This window comes from Thermoanaerobacter uzonensis DSM 18761, from assembly GCF_900129115.1.
Lineage (GTDB): Bacteria > Bacillota > Thermoanaerobacteria > Thermoanaerobacterales > Thermoanaerobacteraceae > Thermoanaerobacter > Thermoanaerobacter uzonensis.
Genome location: NZ_FQUR01000012.1, coordinates 42,724 through 62,316, shown reverse-complemented (window position 1 = coordinate 62,316; position 19,593 = coordinate 42,724). Strand labels below are relative to the sequence as shown.

Annotated in this window: 18 protein-coding genes, 1 tRNA gene and 1 other RNA gene; 16 read left to right on the top strand and 4 right to left on the bottom strand. The window is 33.7% G+C overall.

Annotation, left to right across the window (positions count from 1 at the left end; all coding sequences use genetic code 11):
• Positions 1–175 precede the first annotated feature (175 nt).
• The 7 genes from BUB32_RS08080 to ssrA all read left to right on the top strand — a co-directional run bounded on the left by BUB32_RS08080 (position 176) and on the right by ssrA (position 8,054).
• Positions 176–817: a transcriptional regulator CcpN gene (locus BUB32_RS08080; RefSeq protein ID WP_072968949.1), complete on the top strand. Its 642-nt coding sequence runs from the start codon at positions 176–178 to the stop codon at positions 815–817.
• A 13-nt stretch (positions 818–830) separates the two neighbouring features.
• The gene (locus BUB32_RS08075) at positions 831–1,643 is read left to right on the top strand and encodes a pyruvate, water dikinase regulatory protein (protein WP_072968948.1); all 813 of its coding nucleotides are present in this window, start codon (positions 831–833) and stop codon (positions 1,641–1,643) included.
• Positions 1,640–4,273, top strand: a complete 2,634-nt coding sequence (ppdK, locus tag BUB32_RS08070; RefSeq protein WP_072968947.1) for a pyruvate, phosphate dikinase — start codon at positions 1,640–1,642, stop codon at positions 4,271–4,273. Before BUB32_RS08075 ends, ppdK begins: the two co-directional genes overlap by 4 nt.
• 121 nt (positions 4,274–4,394) lie before the next feature.
• Positions 4,395–4,946 carry an HD domain-containing protein gene (locus BUB32_RS08065; RefSeq protein WP_072968946.1) on the top strand — a complete coding sequence of 184 codons (552 nt, stop codon included), beginning with the start codon at positions 4,395–4,397 and terminating at the stop codon, positions 4,944–4,946.
• Positions 4,947–4,955: 9 nt separating this feature from the next.
• Positions 4,956–7,118, top strand: coding sequence for a ribonuclease R (gene rnr / locus BUB32_RS08060; RefSeq protein WP_072968945.1), 2,163 nt, complete (start codon positions 4,956–4,958; stop codon positions 7,116–7,118).
• 109 nt (positions 7,119–7,227) lie between these two features.
• Positions 7,228–7,698: an SsrA-binding protein SmpB gene (gene smpB, locus BUB32_RS08055; RefSeq protein WP_003867905.1), complete on the top strand. Its 471-nt coding sequence runs from the start codon at positions 7,228–7,230 to the stop codon at positions 7,696–7,698.
• A gap of 3 nt (positions 7,699–7,701) precedes the next feature.
• Positions 7,702–8,054, top strand: a transfer-messenger RNA (tmRNA) gene (gene ssrA / locus BUB32_RS08050).
• A 71-nt stretch (positions 8,055–8,125) separates the two neighbouring features.
• Here the strand turns inward: ssrA and BUB32_RS08045 are convergent.
• A complete protein-coding gene (locus BUB32_RS08045; protein WP_072968944.1) occupies positions 8,126–8,521 on the bottom strand; it encodes a hypothetical protein in 396 nt (131 codons plus the stop codon).
• Positions 8,522–8,652: 131 nt separating this feature from the next.
• Here BUB32_RS08045 and BUB32_RS08040 point away from each other — a divergent pair.
• Positions 8,653–8,728: transfer RNA gene (locus BUB32_RS08040), tRNA-Ala, on the top strand.
• Between the two features lie 65 nt (positions 8,729–8,793).
• Here the strand turns inward: BUB32_RS08040 and BUB32_RS08035 are convergent.
• Positions 8,794–9,300, bottom strand: coding sequence for a type 1 glutamine amidotransferase domain-containing protein (locus BUB32_RS08035; protein ID WP_072968943.1), 507 nt, complete (start codon positions 9,298–9,300; stop codon positions 8,794–8,796).
• Positions 9,301–9,484: 184 nt separating this feature from the next.
• Here BUB32_RS08035 and BUB32_RS08030 point away from each other — a divergent pair, with 184 nt between their 5' ends.
• The 3 genes from BUB32_RS08030 (at position 9,485) to BUB32_RS08020 (ending at position 12,237) form a co-directional block, all read left to right on the top strand.
• A complete protein-coding gene (locus BUB32_RS08030; protein WP_072968942.1) occupies positions 9,485–11,302 on the top strand; it encodes an NAD(P)/FAD-dependent oxidoreductase in 1,818 nt (605 codons plus the stop codon).
• Positions 11,303–11,313: 11 nt separating this feature from the next.
• Entirely contained in the window at positions 11,314–11,904 is a 591-nt protein-coding gene (locus tag BUB32_RS08025; RefSeq protein ID WP_072968941.1) for an alpha/beta fold hydrolase, read from the top strand.
• 117 nt (positions 11,905–12,021) lie between these two features.
• Positions 12,022–12,237, top strand: coding sequence for an ATP-binding protein (locus BUB32_RS08020; protein WP_072968940.1), 216 nt, complete (start codon positions 12,022–12,024; stop codon positions 12,235–12,237).
• A 311-nt stretch (positions 12,238–12,548) separates the two neighbouring features.
• Here BUB32_RS08020 and BUB32_RS08015 read toward each other — a convergent pair whose 3' ends face one another.
• Entirely contained in the window at positions 12,549–13,781 is a 1,233-nt protein-coding gene (locus BUB32_RS08015; protein ID WP_072968939.1) for a M48 family metallopeptidase, read from the bottom strand.
• 145 nt (positions 13,782–13,926) lie between these two features.
• Between BUB32_RS08015 and BUB32_RS08010 the strand changes: the two genes are divergently transcribed.
• From BUB32_RS08010 to BUB32_RS07995, 4 genes are all read left to right on the top strand, one after another.
• Positions 13,927–15,615: a B12-binding domain-containing radical SAM protein gene (locus BUB32_RS08010; RefSeq protein ID WP_072968938.1), complete on the top strand. Its 1,689-nt coding sequence runs from the start codon at positions 13,927–13,929 to the stop codon at positions 15,613–15,615.
• Positions 15,616–15,679: 64 nt separating this feature from the next.
• Positions 15,680–16,411, top strand: coding sequence for a glycerophosphodiester phosphodiesterase (locus BUB32_RS08005; protein ID WP_042832831.1), 732 nt, complete (start codon positions 15,680–15,682; stop codon positions 16,409–16,411).
• A gap of 1 nt (position 16,412) precedes the next feature.
• Entirely contained in the window at positions 16,413–17,618 is a 1,206-nt protein-coding gene (locus BUB32_RS08000) for an MFS transporter (protein ID WP_072968937.1), read from the top strand.
• A gap of 62 nt (positions 17,619–17,680) precedes the next feature.
• The gene (locus BUB32_RS07995) at positions 17,681–18,205 is read left to right on the top strand and encodes an O-acetyl-ADP-ribose deacetylase (protein WP_072968936.1); all 525 of its coding nucleotides are present in this window, start codon (positions 17,681–17,683) and stop codon (positions 18,203–18,205) included.
• Between the two features lie 45 nt (positions 18,206–18,250).
• On the opposite strand, the gene BUB32_RS07990 is transcribed toward BUB32_RS07995, so the two are convergent.
• Positions 18,251–19,060 (bottom strand): undecaprenyl-diphosphate phosphatase, encoded by an 810-nt coding sequence (locus BUB32_RS07990; RefSeq protein WP_072968935.1) that lies wholly within the window; start codon positions 19,058–19,060, stop codon positions 18,251–18,253.
• A gap of 150 nt (positions 19,061–19,210) precedes the next feature.
• Here BUB32_RS07990 and BUB32_RS07985 point away from each other — a divergent pair, with 150 nt between their 5' ends.
• Complete coding sequence (locus BUB32_RS07985; RefSeq protein WP_234949253.1) at positions 19,211–19,474, top strand: pro-sigmaK processing inhibitor BofA family protein; 264 nt, start codon at positions 19,211–19,213, stop codon at positions 19,472–19,474.
• Positions 19,475–19,593 lie beyond the last annotated feature (119 nt).

Below are 19,593 nucleotides of genomic sequence, written 5' to 3'. Positions count from 1 at the left end.
AACTGATTTCCTTGATTTTTTATGTTGCAATAATTTGTGATATAATAGGAAGGAAACGAAAAAGAAAGTTGGTTATCTTATAAACTTGTGATATAATTATACTAAAGTGATAAACCGATAGAAAACGTTTATGAAACGACAGAGGAAAGTATAAATTGTCAAAAACTTTAAAGGGGTGATAAAGATTCAACTGACAAACCGTCAGCATATAATTATTGACATTGTAAAAAAGTATCAACCCATTACAGGAGAACAAATAGCTGAGAAATTAAATGTCACAAGAGCGACTTTAAGACCGGATTTGGCAATTCTAACTATGTCCGGGATCTTAGAGGCGAGACCAAAAGTGGGATATTTTTATACAGGAAAATCACCCCTCAGTTTAGTAGAAGATTATATAAAAAGCATAAAAGTAAAAGATATCAAGTCTTTACCTGTAGTGGTAGAGGAAAGTACATCAGTGTATGATGCGATTGTAACACTTTTTTTAAAGGACGTCGGGACAATTTTTGTACAGGATGGAGGATTTTTAACCGGCGCTGTTTCAAGAAAAGACTTTTTAAAAATCGCGATAGGCAACACTGATATTTATAAGGTCCCGGTGGGAATAATTATGACCCGTATGCCTAACATAGTTACAACTTATGATGATGAGCCGGTGTATAATGCTGCTGTTAAAATTATAGAGCACGAAGTAGACAGTCTTCCTGTAGTTGAACCTGTAGTGGGAAGTGATGGAAAACAAGGATACAAAGTGACAGGAAGGATTTCAAAGACCAACATTACTAAATTGTTTGTAAAGCTTGGGGAAGGTTAGGGGGATTTCTTGAATGGAAGAAGGAGTATCAATTTACTTGGTTTCAGATTCTAATGTAGACACAGCAGAAAACATTGCGAGTATTGCTGCTGCCCACTTTGATACTTTTATAGAAAAAATAAAAAAATATTCTTATGTTGGAGATAAAAATCAAATAGAAGAGATTATCATGGAGGCAGCTAATGATGCAAATAGCATAATAATCCATACTATGGTGGTCCCGGAATTAAAAGATTATCTTCTTAAAAAAGCACAGAAATTTGGCATAAAAATAGTAGATGTAATGGGACCAGTGATAAATGCTATTGAAGATAGTACTGGTATATCCCCCCATACCAATTTAGCAAAAAATAATAGAGAAGATTATTTGAAAAAAATCGAGGTAATAGAATTTGCCGTAAAATATGATGATGGTAAAGATGCAATGGGCATACTATTGGCAGATGTAGTTGTTATAGGGGTTTCTAGAACATCCAAAACTCCTTTATGCATGTACCTTGCTCATAAATACATAAAAGCTGCTAATTTACCTTTAGTGCCAGAAATTGAACCACCTCAAGAATTATTTGAAATCAACCCTAAAAAAATATTTGGGTTGACTATAGATCCTGAAGTTTTGGTAAAAATAAGGAAAGAGAGATTAAAATCTCTAGGCCTTGATGCTAATGCTATATACGCTACTGAAGAAAGAGTTAAAAAAGAGATAAAATATGCTGAGGAGGTGATGAAAAGATTAGGGTGTACTGTAATCGATGTTACAAATAAAGCTGTAGAAGAAACAGCTAATGTTATATTAAACGTATTAAAAGGAGGAGAGATTTCATGAGTAAAAAGTATGTGTATTTATTTAGTGAAGGCGATGCTTCAATGAGAGACCTCTTAGGAGGAAAAGGCGCAAATCTTGCTGAAATGACGAAGTTGGGTTTACCTGTTCCACAAGGATTTACGGTCACTACTGAGGCTTGTACAAGGTACTATCAAGATGGTAAGACTATAGCTCCAGAAATTGTTGAACAAATCTATGAATATATGGCTAAATTAGAAGAAATTACAGGTAAAAAATTTGGAGACCCAACAAATCCTTTATTAGTATCTGTAAGGTCTGGCGCGAGAGTTTCAATGCCAGGTATGATGGATACTATTTTAAACCTTGGTTTAAATGACGAGACAGTAGAAGGCCTTGCTAAAGCTACAAACAATGAAAGATTTGCCTATGACAGCTATAGAAGATTTATTCAAATGTTTTCAGATGTTGTAATGGGAATTGACAAGAATAAATTTGAAGCTATTTTAGATGAAGTAAAAGAGGAAAATGGTGCAAAATTTGATACAGATTTAACAGCTGAAAACCTCAAAGAGGTAGTAAAAAGATTTAAAGAACTTTATAAAAAAGAATTGGGAGTAGACTTCCCACAAGATCCAAAAGAACAACTTCTGGAAGCTGTAAAAGCAGTATTTAGGTCTTGGGATAATCCAAGAGCTATAGTGTACAGAAGACTTAACGACATACCAAGTGATTGGGGTACAGCAGTAAATGTCCAATCAATGGTATTTGGTAACATGGGTAATGATTCAGGTACAGGTGTTGCTTTCACAAGAAATCCTGCAACTGGTGAAAAAGCTTTATTTGGCGAATTCTTGATGAATGCTCAAGGGGAAGATGTTGTTGCAGGTATTAGAACGCCTCAGCCAATTTCAAGTTTGAAGGAGACTATGCCAGAAGTTTATAACCAATTCGTAGAAATTGCTGAGAAATTGGAGAAACATTACAAAGACATGCAGGACATAGAGTTTACTATTGAAAAAGGTAAACTCTACATGCTACAGACAAGAAACGGAAAGAGAACTGCTCAAGCAGCTTTGAAAGTAGCTGTAGACTTAGTGGCTGAAGGCTTAATAGATGAAAAGACAGCAGTCTTAAGAGTAGATCCGAAACAGTTAGACCAGTTATTGCATCCAACCTTTGAGCCAAATGCGTTGAAAGCTGCTAAGCCTGTTGCAAAAGGTTTACCCGCTTCTCCTGGTGCTGCATCAGGAAAAGTATACTTTACTGCTGATGATGCAATAGAAGCTGCAAAATCAAGGGGAGAAAAAGTAATTCTTGTAAGAACAGAGACATCTCCGGACGACATAGAAGGTATGTCTGTAGCACAAGGAATACTTACAACTCGTGGCGGTATGACATCTCATGCAGCTGTTGTGGCAAGAGGTATGGGTACAGCTTGCGTAGTAGGTTGTGGCGATGCAAAGATAGACGAGCAAGCAAAAGTAATGAGAATTGGCGATATAGAAGTTCATGAAGGAGACTACATATCTATAGATGGTAGCACAGGTAATGTTTACATTGGTGAAATAAAGACTGTTACACCTGAGCTAACTGGAGATTTTGCAACTCTCATGAGCTGGGCAGACAAATATAGAAAATTAAAAGTAAAAACTAATGCAGATATACCAAGAGATGCAAAAATTGCAGTTCAGTTTGGCGCTGAAGGAATAGGCCTTTGCAGGACAGAGCATATGTTCTTTGATGAAGATAGAATTCCTGCTATGAGAGAAATGATTGTCTCAAAGACAGAAGAACAAAGAAGAAAAGCTTTAGAAAAACTATTGCCTATGCAAAGGTCAGACTTTGAAGGTTTGTTTGAAGTTATGGGTGAATTCCCTGTTACTATACGCCTTTTAGATCCACCATTGCATGAATTCTTACCTCATACTGATGAAGAAATTAAAGAACTTGCAGAAAACATGGGGATAACTTTTGAAGAGCTAAAAGCAACAGTAGAAAGCTTAAAAGAGTTTAACCCAATGTTAGGTCATAGAGGCTGTAGATTAGCTGTAACCTATCCAGAAATTGCTGAAATGCAGACAAGAGCTATTATAGAAGCCGCTATAAACGTAAAGAAGAGGACAGGGCATGACGTAAAACCGCAGATTATGATACCACTTGTAGGTGAACTTAAAGAGCTTAAATACATTAAAGACATCATAGTAAAAGTAGCTGACGAAGTTATAAAACAAAACAATGTTGAAATAAAATACCTTGTAGGAACAATGATAGAGGTACCAAGAGCAGCTCTTACAGCTGACCAAATTGCTAAGGAAGCAGAATTCTTCTCCTTTGGTACTAATGACTTAACTCAGATGACTTTCGGTTTCTCAAGGGATGACGCTGGCAAATTCCTTGAAACTTATTATGAAAAGAAGATATATGAATTTGATCCATTTGCTAAGCTTGACCAAGAGGGTGTTGGCAAGTTAGTAGAAATGGGTACCAAGCTTGGAAGGCAGACAAGACCTGACCTTGAAGTAGGTATATGTGGTGAACACGGTGGAGACCCATCTTCTATTGAGTTCTGCCACAAAGTAGGTCTTGACTATGTTTCTGCTTCACCTTACAGAGTACCTATTGCAAGACTGGCTGCTGCTCAAGCGGCAATAAAATACGATAATAAATAATTAATTTCAAAGGCAGCAAATCAAATTTGCTGCCTTTGTGCATTTAAGATTATTGTTTTTTGACCATTCATGTTATAATATTAAGTAAAATTGGTAACTTTAATAGTAGGAGGAGAGTTAAATGGATAGAAACACGGCCTTAGCGCTTGTCAAAGAATATGTGTCAGATGAGACCTTAATAAATCACATGATAGCTACAGGTGCTATAATGGGAGGTTTAGCTGAAAGATTTGGACAAGATGTTGAAAGATGGGTAATTACAGGGATATTACATGACATAGACTACCAAGAAACTAAGGATAATCCAGAGTTGCACAGTATAAGAGGTGGAGAAATTTTAACAGAGCATGGTCTTGATGAGGAAATAGTACATGCAGTTATGGCCCATAATGAAATTCATGGCATTGAGAGGATAACTCTTCTTGACAAAGCCCTTTTTGCAGTAGATCCTTTATCGGGTTTAATTACTGCAACAGCTTATGTGATGCCTTCTAAAAAATTAGAAGAGGTTCAGCTAAAATCATTAAAGAAGAAGTTTAAAGACAAGACTTTTGCTAAAGGAGCAAACCGTGACCAAATCAAAACTTGTGAAGAATTTGGAATTTCTTTAGACGAATTTTTAGAGATTGCCCTTAATGAAATGAAAAAAATCGCACCGCAGATAGGATTGTGAGGAATGGGAATGAATGTGAAGGAAAAACTTTTAGAATTAATGAATGAAGAAGATTATAAGCCTTCTAAAATAGAGGAAATAATGAAAATATTAGGGATAGACTATAGTCAAAAAAGCATTTTAGAAAAAATATTAAAAGAGATGGAAACAGAAGGCCTTGTTTTTAAAACAAAACGAGGTAAATATGCTCTTCCCGAAAGATTAGATTTGGTCAAAGGTAAGATTGAATTTCATTCAAGAGGCTATGGCTTTTTAATTCCCGAAGATAGCAATGTAAAGGACATATTCATACCTGTAAGCGGCATGAATGGTGCAATGCATGATGACACTGTTTTGGTAAGAGTTACAAAAAGGGTGGATGGAAAGAGTGAAGAGGGAGAAGTTGTAAAAATTCTCAAAAGGGCAAATACAACTATTGTTGGAACTTACGAAAAAAGTAAAAATTTTGGCTTTGTAGTGCCAGACAACAAAAAGATCCATCAAGATATATTTATCCCTAAAGGAGAAGATAAAAACGCAAAAACTGGTATGAAAGTTGTAGTTAGAATTACTAAATGGCCTGAAGGAAGACGAAGCCCTGAAGGGGAGATTATAGAAGTATTAGGGTATAAGGGTGATCCTGGCATAGATGTAATGTCCATTATAAGGGAATATGATATTCCTGAATTTTTTTCTAAAGAGGTTTTAAAGGAAGCAGAAGATATATCTACAGAAATTCCTGAAGAAGAAAAAAAGAGAAGAATTGATTTGACTAACTTAAACTTTGTCACAATTGATGGAGAAGATGCAAAAGATTTAGACGACGCAGTATGTGTACAAAAACTTTCAGAGGAAACTTATCTTTTATATGTGAGTATTGCAGATGTGAGCCACTACGTAAAAGAAGGTTCTCATTTAGATAAAGAAGCATTAAAGAGAGGATGTAGTGTATACTTCATTGATAGAGTAATACCAATGTTGCCACCTAAGTTATCTAATGGTATTTGCAGTTTAAATCCGCAGGAAGAAAGACTGACTCTCACTGTTAAAATGAAAATAAACTCTCAAGGAGAAGTTGTAGACCATGAAATTTTTGAAAGCATTATAAAGAGTAAAGAGAGAATGACATATACGAATGTTTACAAACTCTTAGAAGAAAATGATGAAGAATTAAAAAAGAGGTATCAGTATCTATTGGAAGATTTTAAACTAATGAAAGAGCTAGCTCTTGTTTTGCTAGAGAAGAGGAAAAGAAGAGGCAGTGTAGATTTTGATTTTCCTGAAGCTAAAGTAATAGTAGACGAGAAAGGTAAGCCAATAGATATTGTAAAAGTTGAAAGAAATATAGCTCACAGGATAATTGAAGAATTTATGTTAGCAGCTAATGAAACGGTAGCGGAGCACATGCATTGGTTAAATGTACCTTTTGTTTATAGAATTCATGAACATCCGGATATAGAAAAGCTGATTGCTTTTAATAAGTTTATTCACAATTTGGGGTATCATATAAAAGGAATTGAAGGAGGACAAATACATCCGAAGTCTTTGCAAGAATTAATAAGGCAAGTGAGAGGAAAGAGTGAGCAAAGAGTTGTAGAAACTTTGCTTTTAAGGTCTTTAAAAAGAGCAAGATACAGTCCAGAAGATATAGGCCATTATGCTTTGGCGACTCAATATTATACTCACTTTACTTCTCCTATAAGGAGATATCCTGACCTTATAATTCACAGGATAATAAAAGAATACATAAATGGAAAATTAACAGAAAAAAGACAACGTCATTACAACAGAATCTTAAATGACATTGCTTTAAAATCTTCTGAGAGAGAAAGAGCAGCAGAAGCTGCAGAGAGAGAAATAGAAGAATTAAAGAAAGTAGAGTACATGGCAGATAGAATAGGGAATGTTTATAAAGGGATAATTTCCAACGTGACAAATTACGGATTTTTTGTAGAGCTTGACAATACTGTGGAAGGGTTAGTAGATGTTGCTTCATTGGAGGATGATTATTACCATTTTGATCCAGAAAGATATGTTTTAATTGGTGAAAAGAGCAAAAAAGTTTACTCTATAGGTAAAGAGGTTTATGTAAAAATTGTTCATGTAGATGTGGATAGGAGAGAAATAGACTTTGTTTTAGCAGAAGAGGAAAAAGATAACTTAGAGATTGGCTTAACCGAGTATAAAAGCTGAAACATATATTGACACTATTTAAAAATGTGTTATAATATAAGAGCGATGATGGTGCCCTATTTGTGACACACAAGTAGGGCAATTTTCTCCTAAAGAGGGTGTTAAAAATTTGGCAAAGGAAGAAATTAAAATAATCGCTCAAAATAAAAAAGCTTACCATGATTATTTCATTGAAGAGACTTATGAAGCAGGAATAGTGCTTAGTGGAACTGAAGTTAAATCTATTAGGATGGGGAAAGTCAATTTAAAAGATAGCTTTGCAAGAGTTGAAAACAACGAAGTTTATCTTTATAATATGCATATAAGTCCTTACGAAAAAGGCAATATATTTAATAAAGACCCTTTAAGAACTAGAAAATTACTTCTTAATAGACATGAGATTAATAAATTAATTGGTTATGTGACAAGGAAGGGTTACACTTTAATTCCTACAAAGCTTTATTTAAAGCGAGGCCTTGTCAAAGTCGAATTAGCGGTAGCAAGAGGTAAAAAACTCTACGATAAGAGAGAAGATATTGCGAGAAGAGATGCAAAAAGAGAATTAGAAAAGCACTTTAAAGAAAAACAATTAGGCATATAACATGGGGGTGTACTGGTTTCGACGGGGGCAGTCGAGGTAAAAGTAGCGAGCCGAGTTGTCCGCCAGCTCGTAAAAATGGTGGAGTAAAAATAAACGCAGACAGAGAATTAGCTTACGCTGCCTAATTTAAGGTAGCCGTCCAACCTGAAATGCCCACGTTTCAGGATTGGGCGTCAAAAAAGTGGGGAACTGGTTTTGCTCAGGCTTCGGGGCAAAACCGGAACTTATGAAGCTACCGAGGCGGTTATCCTGTCGCTGGGAGAACCGCTGAGGGAAAGTTAAAACAGCGACTGCGCTCGGAGAAGCTTTTACTGTGACGCCTTCGGACCGGGGTTCGACTCCCCGCACCTCCACCAAAATATAATAAAAATACAGCTTCAATTCATTATATGGTGATGTAAACCACATACGAATTGAAGTTATATTTTTATGGTTGAGGATATTTAAAAGGGTAAAGCATAGACTTAATATCAGTAGGTAATGGTAAAATATCTGATGCTACATCAAAACCTCCTCTATAGCATGAGAGGGAAGAGTATAAAAGTATCAGTGAAATGTAATATGCCATTAAAACATTGAGGATGCTGGATTCATTATTTGATTCGTTATTTTCTGATTGTGTATATTCTTGGATTAATGAAATTGTTCCTCTTATTCCCGAGACCAAATTTATAGCGAGGGGTATGACTTTTCTAAGGTAAGGACTTAAAATGCCTGATATCATCAAAAGCACAAATATAGAAAAAGATTGTAAACCTACAATTTGTTCAGTTTTTTCATTTTCTCTATTAGCGTTATTTTTTTCTTTGTATAAAGAATACATTCTATCACCTCAGCTATTTAGTTACTTACTTTATAATATGCATATCACAACAAATGGGGTTAAAAATCTATATCGACAAACATCAAGATTTTATGATATAATTTATATTAATACAAAAGCTATAAAAGTGTGGGGCCATAGCTCAGTTGGGAGAGCGTGTGAATGGCATTCACAAGGTCAGGGGTTCAAGTCCCCTTGGCTCCACCAAAATCGAAAATTCTGCTGAAAAGGAAAAGGATTCTGAAGTCTAAAAGATCAGAATCCTTTTTAGTTTACTTAACCTTTTCAATTATGGCTTTTAAAAAAGCTACCAAATCATTTGGAGTTCTGGAGGTTATTAAATTTCCATCTACAACTACTTCTTCATCTACATACTGGGCTCCTGCATTTATTAAGTCATCTTTTATTGAGAAAAAGCTTGTCACTCTTTTGCCTTTTAAATTGCAAGCGGAAGCCATAATCCAGGGGCCGTGGCAAATAGCCGCTATAGGCTTTTGCAGTTTGTCCATTTCTTTGACAAAATTAATAGTGTCATTACATCTCCTCATGTAATCAGGTGAATAACCTCCAGGGATTATTACTGCATCATAATCTTTGGCTTTTACATCTTTTGAAGCATGGGTGCTTTTCATTGGATATCCATGTTTTCCTGTATATACTTTGTCTTTTTCTGGACCTATTAAATGTACTTCATATCCCTCTTCTTTAAGTCTATAGTATGGATATAGTAGTTCTGGCTCTTCATACATATTCTCAATTAATATAGCAATTTTTTTCATAAGAATTCACCTCTTAGGATTTTTATGGTTAATATTATTGTAACATTTATGGCAACTTATGTCAAGAAATTAAAATAACACATTAACCACCTCATAAGTTTTCACTTATATGTTGTATAAAATTATATTATTTTACTTATGTTAATGCAAGTTTTAAAATATAACTATAGAAGAGGTGGTCAATGTGTTATTAAAAGAAGGGAAAATAGGGAATATTAAGTTAAAAAATAGGATAATTATGTTGCCTACTGTTACAAATTTATCAAATGAGGGTTTTGTAAGCGAAAGAGAAGTGGAATATTATAAAAGAAGGTCAAAAGGTGTCTCATTGGTCATTGTGGGTGCAAGTTACGTAAATAAGCTGGGAAAATTTTTCATAAATCAAATAGGAATAGATGATGACGACAAAATACAGGGACTTAGAAAATTATCGGAGGTAATTCACCAAAATGGGGCACAAGCTGCTATTCAACTTGCAATGCACAATCCAAAATACAAGCCATCAGATTTTACAAAACAACAGATACAGGGTTTTATACAAGATTTTGTAAATGGAGCAATAAGGGCGAAAAAGGCTGGTTTTGATGCTGTGGAGTTGCACTTTGCCCATGGTTGGTTTGTAAATCAATTTTTATCGCCTGATACAAACCAAAGGACTGACGAATACGGAGGAAATTTTGAAGGAAGGGCAAAGTTTGCACTTGATATATTGCGAGGAGTTAAAAAAGCCCTTCCCGATATGACAGTAATTTGCAGGATTAATGGCAGTGATTTTACAGATGGAGGCTTTTCAATCGAAGAGAGTGTAAGATTCGCAAAACTGTTAGAATACCATGGTGCTGATGCTTTAGATATATCAGGAGGTGTGTCTTCCACATCGGAATACCATATCTCTCCTATGGGAATTGGAGATAAGCCTTTAATTGGAATTTTAAAGAGGATAAAGGAAAATATAACTATACCTGTTATAGCGGTTGATAAGCTCGGCAGTGTTTACGATTGGGAAAAAATTTTAGAGGATGGCATAGCTGATTTTATAGGGATAGCTCGTGGTCTCATAGGAGATCCGGATTTGGCAGAAAAGTTGATAAAAGGACAAGAAGATATAAGGTATTGCATTCACTGCAATCAGGCGTGTATTGCATACATTCAAAAAGGACTTTCTGTTTCTTGCATGATTAATCCAGAGGTAGGGAGAGAAAAAGAATTTGAAGTAAAAACCGATAAACCATTAAATATAGCTGTAATTGGCGGCGGGCCAGCAGGCATGTCTGCGGCCAAATATCTTGCTAAAAAAGGTCATAATGTTACTTTGTTTGAAAAAGAAAATAAACTTGGCGGACAACTAAATGTAGCAAAAGTGCCTCCTTATAAACAAGAGATAGGGAAAGTTATTGAATATCTGGAAAATGATTTAAAGAAATACAATGTCAAAGTACATTTAAATAAAAAAATAAGTTTACAGGAAATAAAAGAAATGCCTTATGATAAAATTGTCATTGCTACAGGCTCAAAGCCAGCTAAAATCAATTTGGATGCGGATATAAATTCCTACACGGCTATTGAAGTATTGGAGGGAAATATTCCAAAAGGAAGAGATATTGCAATAATTGGTGGAGGCCTTACTGGACTTGAAACAGCCGAATACCTTGCTGAAAAAGGGAAAAAAGTGACAGTTTTAGAAATGAAAGAAGAAGCTGGCGAAGGGATATACCCAATGGTTAAAAAACTGATTTTAAATAGATTAAAAGAACTTAAAGTTGATATAATCACAAATGCTTTAATAAAAGAAATATCTGGTGGAAAACTCATGTATACTTCCAAGGACACATATAAAGTAGTCAAAGTTGAGGATGTAGTTTTAGCAGTTGGAAATTTACCTGATACTGAATTTGAGGAACTAAAAAATGAAAACAGATATCATTTCATTGGCGACTGCAAAACTGTTGCTTCTGCAGTAGAAGCGATAAGGGATGGAGCAGAGCTTTCACTCATTATATAGAGGTAATTTAAATGGTTATAAAAGATGAATATTTAAATATAAAAGGCAGTAAAATTCATTATTTAGAAATAGATAAAGAGAGTAGCAAAGATACAGTGATATTATTACATGGCAAAAGATACAATACTTATGATTGGATAAATTCAGGGATAGCTGAAAATTTGTCTAATGAAGGATTTAAGGTGATATGTCTCGAATTTCCCGGATATGGTTCTTCCGAAGAGTGCGATTTAGAAAGAGAAGAGGCTTTACTAGAATTTGTAAAAAACTTAAATATCCCTTCTCTTCACCTTGTAGCTCCCTCTTTTAGCGGTGAGATATCGATAAAATTTGCTCTCAAATATGGCGATATGCTTAAAAGTTTGACAATTGTGGATAGCATAAAAGTAGATAAATACAAAGAAAAATTAAATGAAATATATGTGAAAACATTGATTGTATGGGGAAAGAAGGATGAAATTGCGCCATATGAATTTGCGGAAATATTGAAAAATAATATTAAAAACAGTACATTGTTTATGTTTGAGAATTTGGGACATACCTGCTATTTTGATGATGCAAAAAAGTTCTCTGAGGTGCTGATAAATTTTATAAGAGCATAAATTAAAGGGGCTGTCTTTAGGACGGCCTTTTTTATGTTGACAAATACAAAATTTCGTGTATAATGTATACATGATACCCCTAAACAGAGGGGGAGTATTTTTAATGGAGGTAGAATCATGAGAGTAGCAAGAATCGATGAAAATATATGCGACAGGTCACCTTTTTGTCCAGCAGCCATGAGTTGCAGATTTAAGGCTTTTAAAGTTACGTTTGGAGGGTCATTTAGGGTAAACATAAGCATCGATGAAGAAAAGTGCACAGGGTGTGGTGTTTGTACGAGATATTGCCCTCATGGAGCAATTGAACTTATAGATAGAGAAAAAGCTTCATAAAAATAAGGCACAAACAAGTGCCTTATTTCAGACTGTAGACAAACTCTTTATGATATGTTGGCATTTTGCATAAGTATAGCGACTTGATAGAGCAGTAACTAAACTTAGCGAGGCTGAGAGGCGAAAGCGGGGCCGAAGCCAAGGATGGCGGAGGCGGGCACTAAGTCAAGGATGACGAATGTGCCCGGAACCCCGCTTGAGCCCGAGGACGAGCGCTAGTTTAGTCTGCGATATCACCGGAGCAAACGATGCAAAATGCCAACAAAAATAGAACTTTGTCAACAAACTGAGATAAGATACAAACAAGTGGCTTATTTTACATTTGCCTTTTCTACTAATTTAATCCTATGCATTGTAGAAGGATGAGAATAAGAAAACCATTCTATAAAAGGCGGCGGAGCTACATCCAATAAACTTTTTTTAGCAAGGTCAATCTGAAGTTTTATTACAGGTTTTTTGTCGTGAAGGTATTCTACAGATAGTAAATCTGCTTGTTTTTCCATCTGCTTTGATATGTAATTCTGTATTGGACTTGTGTCAAAATTTATAAGTAATATAAACAAATATACCATCGCTAAAACTGCAGTAGTCATTCTTTTACCATAAGGGAGAAATAAGCTTGAGTGAATTAAAATATTAAGAAAATAAAGGCCTATTACAAGTCCTACTATGCCTATTAACATACTTTTTAATACGTGATTTTCTTTCCAATGACCTGCTTCATGAGCTATAACTGCCTTTATTTCGTCCTCTGGATAATTTTTTAATAATGTATCGTACAATACAATTCTACTTGTCTTTCCAAATCCATAAAAGTAGGCATTGGCAAGAGTAGTCCTTTTACTTGCATCCATTTCTTGAATCTTATCTATTTTTATTCCCGCATTTTTTGATATTTCCTTTACCATGTTTATTATTTTTTGGTCTTTGATTGGGGTAAATTTATTAAATAAAGGTGCTATAAAGGTAGGATAGACGTAAATTTGCACAAACATAATTATCGTCAAAAAGACTGCAGCACTTACCCACCAGTTATTAGGCCATTTATTTAGAGCTACAAATAAGAGCAATACTCCCATTGACGAAAAAACAAAGTCTAAAGCCGCACTTTTAAAATAATCACTCCACCAAGAAGCCATTGTCTGTACAGAAAAACCCCATTCAACTTGAACAGAATGGCTTAAAAGGCTAAAGGGTAGAGATATTAACCTTAAAATTACCCATAAGGCAATGAAATATAAAAAGACATTCACATAGTATTTACCTAAAGCTAATTTTTCGGTATAGTATGAAAGCTTGATAGCATTATTCCCAAATACAAACCATAACAAAAAAGTTGCTTTTGTCAAAAAAGAAGTTATGTAAATCAATCGATTTATTTTGTGATACTCTTGCGCTTTTGATATTTCTGCAGGGGAAAAATATTTGTAGACTTCATGAGGTATATTTCCTGGAAATAATGTATAATAAAGGTATAAAGCAGAAAATATTGTGGCAATTAATATAAGTATCAGCCACAATTTATTGAATTTTATAAAAGCCATAGTCTTCAATCCTTTCACAAAGTTTTACCTAACAATATTATATCTCATTAGAAGGAAAAATAGTTGTGCAAATAAAATTATTTGCTTTTTTGCATAAATACTTATATTATATATTTGTAAAATGCAGTAAGTGAGAGGGATAAAAATGAAAACACTTCTTGTGGGAATCAATGCAAAATATTATCATACAAATCTTGCTATAAGAAACATAAGAAAGTTTTGTCATCTTTATGATATAGAAATTTTTGAGACTACTATAAATGACAATACAGATTTTATGCTAGAAAGCATTATAGAAAAAGAACCAGACGTAATAGGTATATCTTGTTACATATGGAATATAGAAATAGCATTAAATTTGGCTGAAAATATAAAAAAAATACTTCCGAAAGTAATATTGGTTTTGGGGGGACCTGAGGCTTCTTATGATGTAGATAATCTTTTGTCAAAAGGCTTTGTAGATTACATAGTTTTAGGGGAAGGAGAAATTGCTTTTAAAGAATTATTGGAAGCGTTAGAAGGAAAAAGGGATATAAAAGAAGTTGCAGGAATTAGCTATAAGGTTGATGGGCAAATAGTAATTCAACCACAAAAAGATTATGTCAACTTAAATGAAGTTCCCATATCTTATGAGAAAGAGGAAGATTTGAGCAATAAGCTTGTGTATTATGAGACTTCAAGAGGTTGTCCTTTTAAATGTGCCTATTGTCTTTCTTCTATTGACAATAAATTGAGATATGAAAGCCTTGAAAAAGTTGAAAGGGATTTGAAGTGGTTTGCAGATAAAAATGTGAAAATATTAAAACTTATTGATAGGTCTTTTAATTCAAATAGAAAGAGAGCAAGAGAAATTTTAAATATTATGAAAAAAATAGGTGGAGATACTGTATTTCACTGCGAAGTTAACCCTGAGCTTGTGGATGAAGAGTTTATAGAAGAATTAAAAGGGTTGGAAAAAAGAATACAGTTTGAAGTAGGAGTTCAGACTACAAATAAGAATAGCTTAAAAAAGATATCTCGTATTACTGCAGTTGAAAAGGCCTTGAGAGGAATAAAACTGCTTAAAGAGGCGGGAATAAAACTGCATGTAGATTTGATAGCGGGACTTCCTGAAGATAGCTTTGGGACTTTTAGTAAAGCTTTTGATGATGTGTATAATTTAAAACCTGATGAAATACAGCTGGGATTTTTAAAAGTATTAAAAGGTACTCCTTTAATAAGAAAAGTGGGGGAGTTTGAAATAGTTTATGATAGTAAACCTCCATATGAGGTCTTATATACAAAAGATATTAGTTACCAAGAGTTAGTTATTTTAAAGGGTATAGCGTTTCTTTTGAACAAATACTATAATTCCGGCAAATTTAAAAAAACTCTTGAATATTTGGAGAATAAGTTTGAAAAGCCATTTGACTTTTATCTTGAATTTTATAAGTATTGGAAAGGAAAAGAGCTATTATATAAAAATCATTCATTAAAAGCCTTATACGATATTTTATATAAATTTTCTATTGAAACATTCGATGTCGATGAGGATTTAATAAAAGATATTATAAAATTTGATTTTTTGTATTTTAATGCTGCCAAAGATTTACCTGATTGTGTAAAAGAAAAATATACTAAAGATCAAGAGATTTTTAAAAAGTATCTTAAAGATGAAAATTGGTTAATGAAAAATCTTCCACAAGCTGTTGGACTTTCAAGTCTTGAATTGTCAAAGAGAATGACTTATGAATTTTTTAAACACGATGTGACAGCAAATTTTAAAAAAGAAAATTTAATAATAATTTTCCTTCATGAAGAAGAACAAACTTATTATACAAAATTAATTTTGTGAATTTGTTTTTAAAGGTAAGTGTGATAAAATTTGTATAGTAATTGAAAAGTGAGGAGGCATATTTATGAAACCTTTAGTAATTGCCCATAGAGGAGATTCAAGAAATGCTCCAGAAAACACATTAGCATCTTTTAAAAGGGCTTTAGAAATGGGAGCTGACGGTATTGAATTGGACGTGCAGCTTACTAAAGATGGACAACTAGTAGTGATTCACGATGAAAGGGTAGACAGGACTACAGACGGAATTGGCTTTGTTAAAGATTTTACTTTAAAAGAGCTTAAGAGACTAGATGCTGGCATAAAATTTGACAAGAAGTTTGCAGGGGAGAGAATACCAACTCTTTATGAGGTTTTTGAACTCATTGGACATAAAAATTTTATTGTAAATATAGAGATAAAAAGTGGAATTGTGCTTTATCCGGGAATTGAAGAAAAGCTTATCAAAGCGATAGAGGATTATGACTTTGAGGATAGAATAGTTATTTCTTCTTTTAACCATTATAGTTTAAGAGATGTAAAGAGAATGGCACCGGAGTTTAAAATAGGCCTTCTTTATCAATGTGGGCTTGTAGAACCATGGCATATGGCAATTCGTATGGAAGCTTATTCACTTCATCCTTTTTACTTTAACATAATACCTGAGCTTGTAGAGGGCTGTAAGAAAAATAATATAAAGTTGTTTCCTTGGACTGTTGATAGAAAAGAAGACATGGAAATGATGATAAAGGCGGGAGTGGATGGAATTATCACAAATGACCCTGAGACTTTAATAAATCTTTTAAAGAAGGGAGAATAATATGTCGTTGCGTCTGAATTATTTTAAAATATTTAACTTGGGCCTTGGTTTTATGGTAATTTCCATGATTTGGGCAGCTTATAACGCTTATATGCCCATTTTTCTTGGCAATTTTACAAAAAGCAATACTTTAATTGGGTTTGTAATGAGTTGGGACAATATTGCTAACCTTTTTATACTGCCTATTTTTGGAGCTTTGAGTGATAACACAAGAACGCTAATAGGAAGGCGCATGCCATATATACTGGTTAGTATGCCCCTTGCTGGAATTTTATATGCTTTGCTTCCACTTCAGACAAAACTTTTATCGCTTCTTATTATAGATTTGCTGTTTAACATTGTTGTAGCTACGTATAGGACTCCTATGGTAGCTTTAATGCCAGATATTGTAGAAGAAGAACACAGAAGCAAAGCTAATGGAGTCATAAATTTTATGGGAGGATTAGGTTCATTAATAATATTTTTTATTGGATCTCAGCTTTATAAAATAAACAAAGCATATCCCTTCTTTTTGTCAGGGATTTTATCATTAATTATACCTATAGTTTTATTTTTAACAATTAAAGAACCTAAAATAGTTAATAATGAGGAAAAAAAAGAGAAACAGAGTATTTTAAAGGCCCTTGCAACTGTGGTAAAAGATCAAAATAAAGCACCCTTTTATACTCTCCTGTCAATTTTTATGACAATTGCGGGTTTTGCTGCAGTTGAAACTTTTTTCACAAGGTATTGCAAAATAGCTTTAGGGATAGACGAAAGTGTTTCTTCTTTTGCAATGGGTTTTTACGCTTTGGCATTTTTGGTTTTTGCTTTACCTGCTGGATTTATAGCTACAAAAATAGGGAAAAGAAAAACTATGATGATTGGAGCTTTTGGACAAGGAATTTTATTTTTAATATTTATGATAGTACGTGATTTTAGGACAATCCAAATTTTGATGCCTTTTGCTGGAATGTTTAATGCTTTATTTACAATAAATTCTTATCCTCTTGTAGTGAGCTATACTTCAGCTGAAAAAATAGGGACATATACAGGACTTTATTATTTCTTTTCATCTCTGGCTGCAATAGTTACTCCTTCCTCTTTTGGAGCTATTATGGATTTTATAGGATTTAACAAGTTATTTTTAGCAGCATCTATATGTTTATTTATATCTTTTGCTTTTCTATGGATAATTGGTGAAAAATATGAAAACACAATGTCGTGAAAATATCAGTTTTTTATGATATAATTTTAAGCGTAAATAAAAATTAAAATTAGGGTGATGAAATGAAAGAAAAGATAAAATTAATAAAGGGGAATATTGTAGATCAAGAAGTAGATGCTATTGTGAATGCTGCAAATTCTTCTTTATCTGGAGGTGGTGGGGTAGACGGAGCGATTCATAGAGCAGGTGGTCCTTCTATTGCTGAGGAGTGCAGAATTATAAGAGAAAAACAAGGAGGATGCCCTACAGGTCATGCGGTTATAACTGGAGCAGGTAATTTAAAGGCTAAATATGTGATTCATGCTGTTGGACCTATTTGGAGAGATGGCAATCATAATGAAGATAATTTATTGGCAAGTGCTTACATAGAAAGCCTTAAATTGGCGGATGAATACAATGTAAAAACTATAGCTTTTCCCTCTATAAGTACAGGAGCATATGGTTTCCCTGTGGAAAGAGCTGCAAAAATAGCTTTAAGAGTAGTATCTGATTATCTTGAAGGTAGCAATATAAAAGAAGTGAGATTTATACTTTTCAGTGATAAAGATTATGAAGTATATTCAAAAGCTTATGAGGAATTGGAATAAATAAAAAGGATAGGCCATAAATGGGTCTACCCTTTTTTGCTTTTATTATTTAACTATCTTTTCAGATATTAGAAGTAACATAAGTAGTCCTACAATTAGTCTATAATAAGCAAATGGTTTTAAAGGATGTTTTGTGAGGTATGACAAAAATTTATCTACTACAAATAAAGCCGTTATGAAGGACATTATGAATCCTACTGCAAGAGCTTCCCATTCCAATAAGGACATGGCAGTAAAACTTTTGACAAGCTCAAAGCCTGTTGCTGCCAACATTGTAGGTATAGCTAAAAAGAAAGAAAATTCTGCAGCTGCTTTAACAGATAAACCTACAAGCATACCTCCCATTATAGTAGAAGCAGACCGTGACATTCCAGGGAAAAGCGACATAACTTGTGCTATACCTATCCAGAAAGATTTTTTTGTGTCTACTTTGTCCATGTTATCAATTTTATATCTTTTTCCGAAAGTATCTTCTATGACTATCATCATTATTGCACCTACAATGAGGGCAATTGCTACAGTGAAGGGCGAAAATAAATACTCTTCAATATATTTGTGAGTAAATAATCCTATCACTGCTGCTGGTATAAAAGCTATAAAGATTTTGAACCACAAATTAAATCCCCAATCTCCAGGTTTTAAATTTTTAAGAGAAGCAAATATTTTTCCCCTGTAATAATATACAACTGCTAAAATAGCTCCCAACTGAATGACGATTTCAAACATTGTAGCAAATTTTCCAGTAAAATTAATAAAGCTTCCTACAATGATTAAATGTCCTGTAGAGGAGATGGGGAGAAATTCAGTTAACCCTTCCACGATTCCCATTATAAAAGCTTTGATTAATAGTTCCATTACCATACCCCTTTGTTTTAAATTTTGTAACCTCTATTATTTTATATGATTAATAAGGACTAATCAATCAAAAAAATGTAAATTTAATTTATTTTTAATTTGCAAAATATGATATAATGTAATCAAGATATGAGAGGTGATTACAGGGTGATGGAAGGGACTTTTTCGTTTATTGTTGCTATTTTAATATTAGTTTTTATTTTATGGCTTTTAGGTAAATCTCTAAGGTTGATGGTAAAGTTTGTATTAAATGCCTTAGTGGGTTTTGTGATGCTTTTATTTTTTAATTTTTTTGGTGTTCTATTTGGGGTTTACTTGCCTGTCAATATAATTACTTCATTCATTACAGGAGTTTTTGGAATAGCAGGTATAGCAATTTTGCTGATTCTTAAATATTTATTCCATGTCATATAAGTTCCTTTTTAGGAACTTTTCAGATTGTAAACAAACTTTCGGGAATAGGATATTTTGCAATCGGTGCGACTTGTGACAAAGCGTTAACAAAACTTAACAAGACCGAGGGTGAAGGCAGG

Bases quoted from the DNA above. Each gene is read 5' to 3' on its own strand.
- BUB32_RS08020 (WP_072968940.1), top strand. From the start codon at position 12,022: ATGAGAGTAGCAAGAATCGATGAAAATATATGCGACAGGTCACCTTTT.
- rnr (WP_072968945.1), top strand. From the start codon at position 4,956: ATGAATGTGAAGGAAAAACTTTTAGAATTAATGAATGAAGAAGATTAT.
- BUB32_RS07990 (WP_072968935.1), bottom strand. From the start codon at position 19,060: ATGGAACTATTAATCAAAGCTTTTATAATGGGAATCGTGGAAGGGTTA.
- BUB32_RS08010 (WP_072968938.1), top strand. From the start codon at position 13,927: ATGAAAACACTTCTTGTGGGAATCAATGCAAAATATTATCATACAAAT.
- BUB32_RS07985 (WP_234949253.1), top strand. From the start codon at position 19,211: ATGGAAGGGACTTTTTCGTTTATTGTTGCTATTTTAATATTAGTTTTT.
- BUB32_RS08045 (WP_072968944.1), bottom strand. From the start codon at position 8,521: ATGTATTCTTTATACAAAGAAAAAAATAACGCTAATAGAGAAAATGAA.
- BUB32_RS08035 (WP_072968943.1), bottom strand. From the start codon at position 9,300: ATGAAAAAAATTGCTATATTAATTGAGAATATGTATGAAGAGCCAGAA.
- BUB32_RS08005 (WP_042832831.1), top strand. From the start codon at position 15,680: ATGAAACCTTTAGTAATTGCCCATAGAGGAGATTCAAGAAATGCTCCA.
- BUB32_RS08075 (WP_072968948.1), top strand. From the start codon at position 831: ATGGAAGAAGGAGTATCAATTTACTTGGTTTCAGATTCTAATGTAGAC.
- BUB32_RS08015 (WP_072968939.1), bottom strand. From the start codon at position 13,781: ATGGCTTTTATAAAATTCAATAAATTGTGGCTGATACTTATATTAATT.
- BUB32_RS07995 (WP_072968936.1), top strand. From the start codon at position 17,681: ATGAAAGAAAAGATAAAATTAATAAAGGGGAATATTGTAGATCAAGAA.
- BUB32_RS08065 (WP_072968946.1), top strand. From the start codon at position 4,395: ATGGATAGAAACACGGCCTTAGCGCTTGTCAAAGAATATGTGTCAGAT.
- BUB32_RS08000 (WP_072968937.1), top strand. From the start codon at position 16,413: ATGTCGTTGCGTCTGAATTATTTTAAAATATTTAACTTGGGCCTTGGT.
- ppdK (WP_072968947.1), top strand. From the start codon at position 1,640: ATGAGTAAAAAGTATGTGTATTTATTTAGTGAAGGCGATGCTTCAATG.
- BUB32_RS08025 (WP_072968941.1), top strand. From the start codon at position 11,314: ATGGTTATAAAAGATGAATATTTAAATATAAAAGGCAGTAAAATTCAT.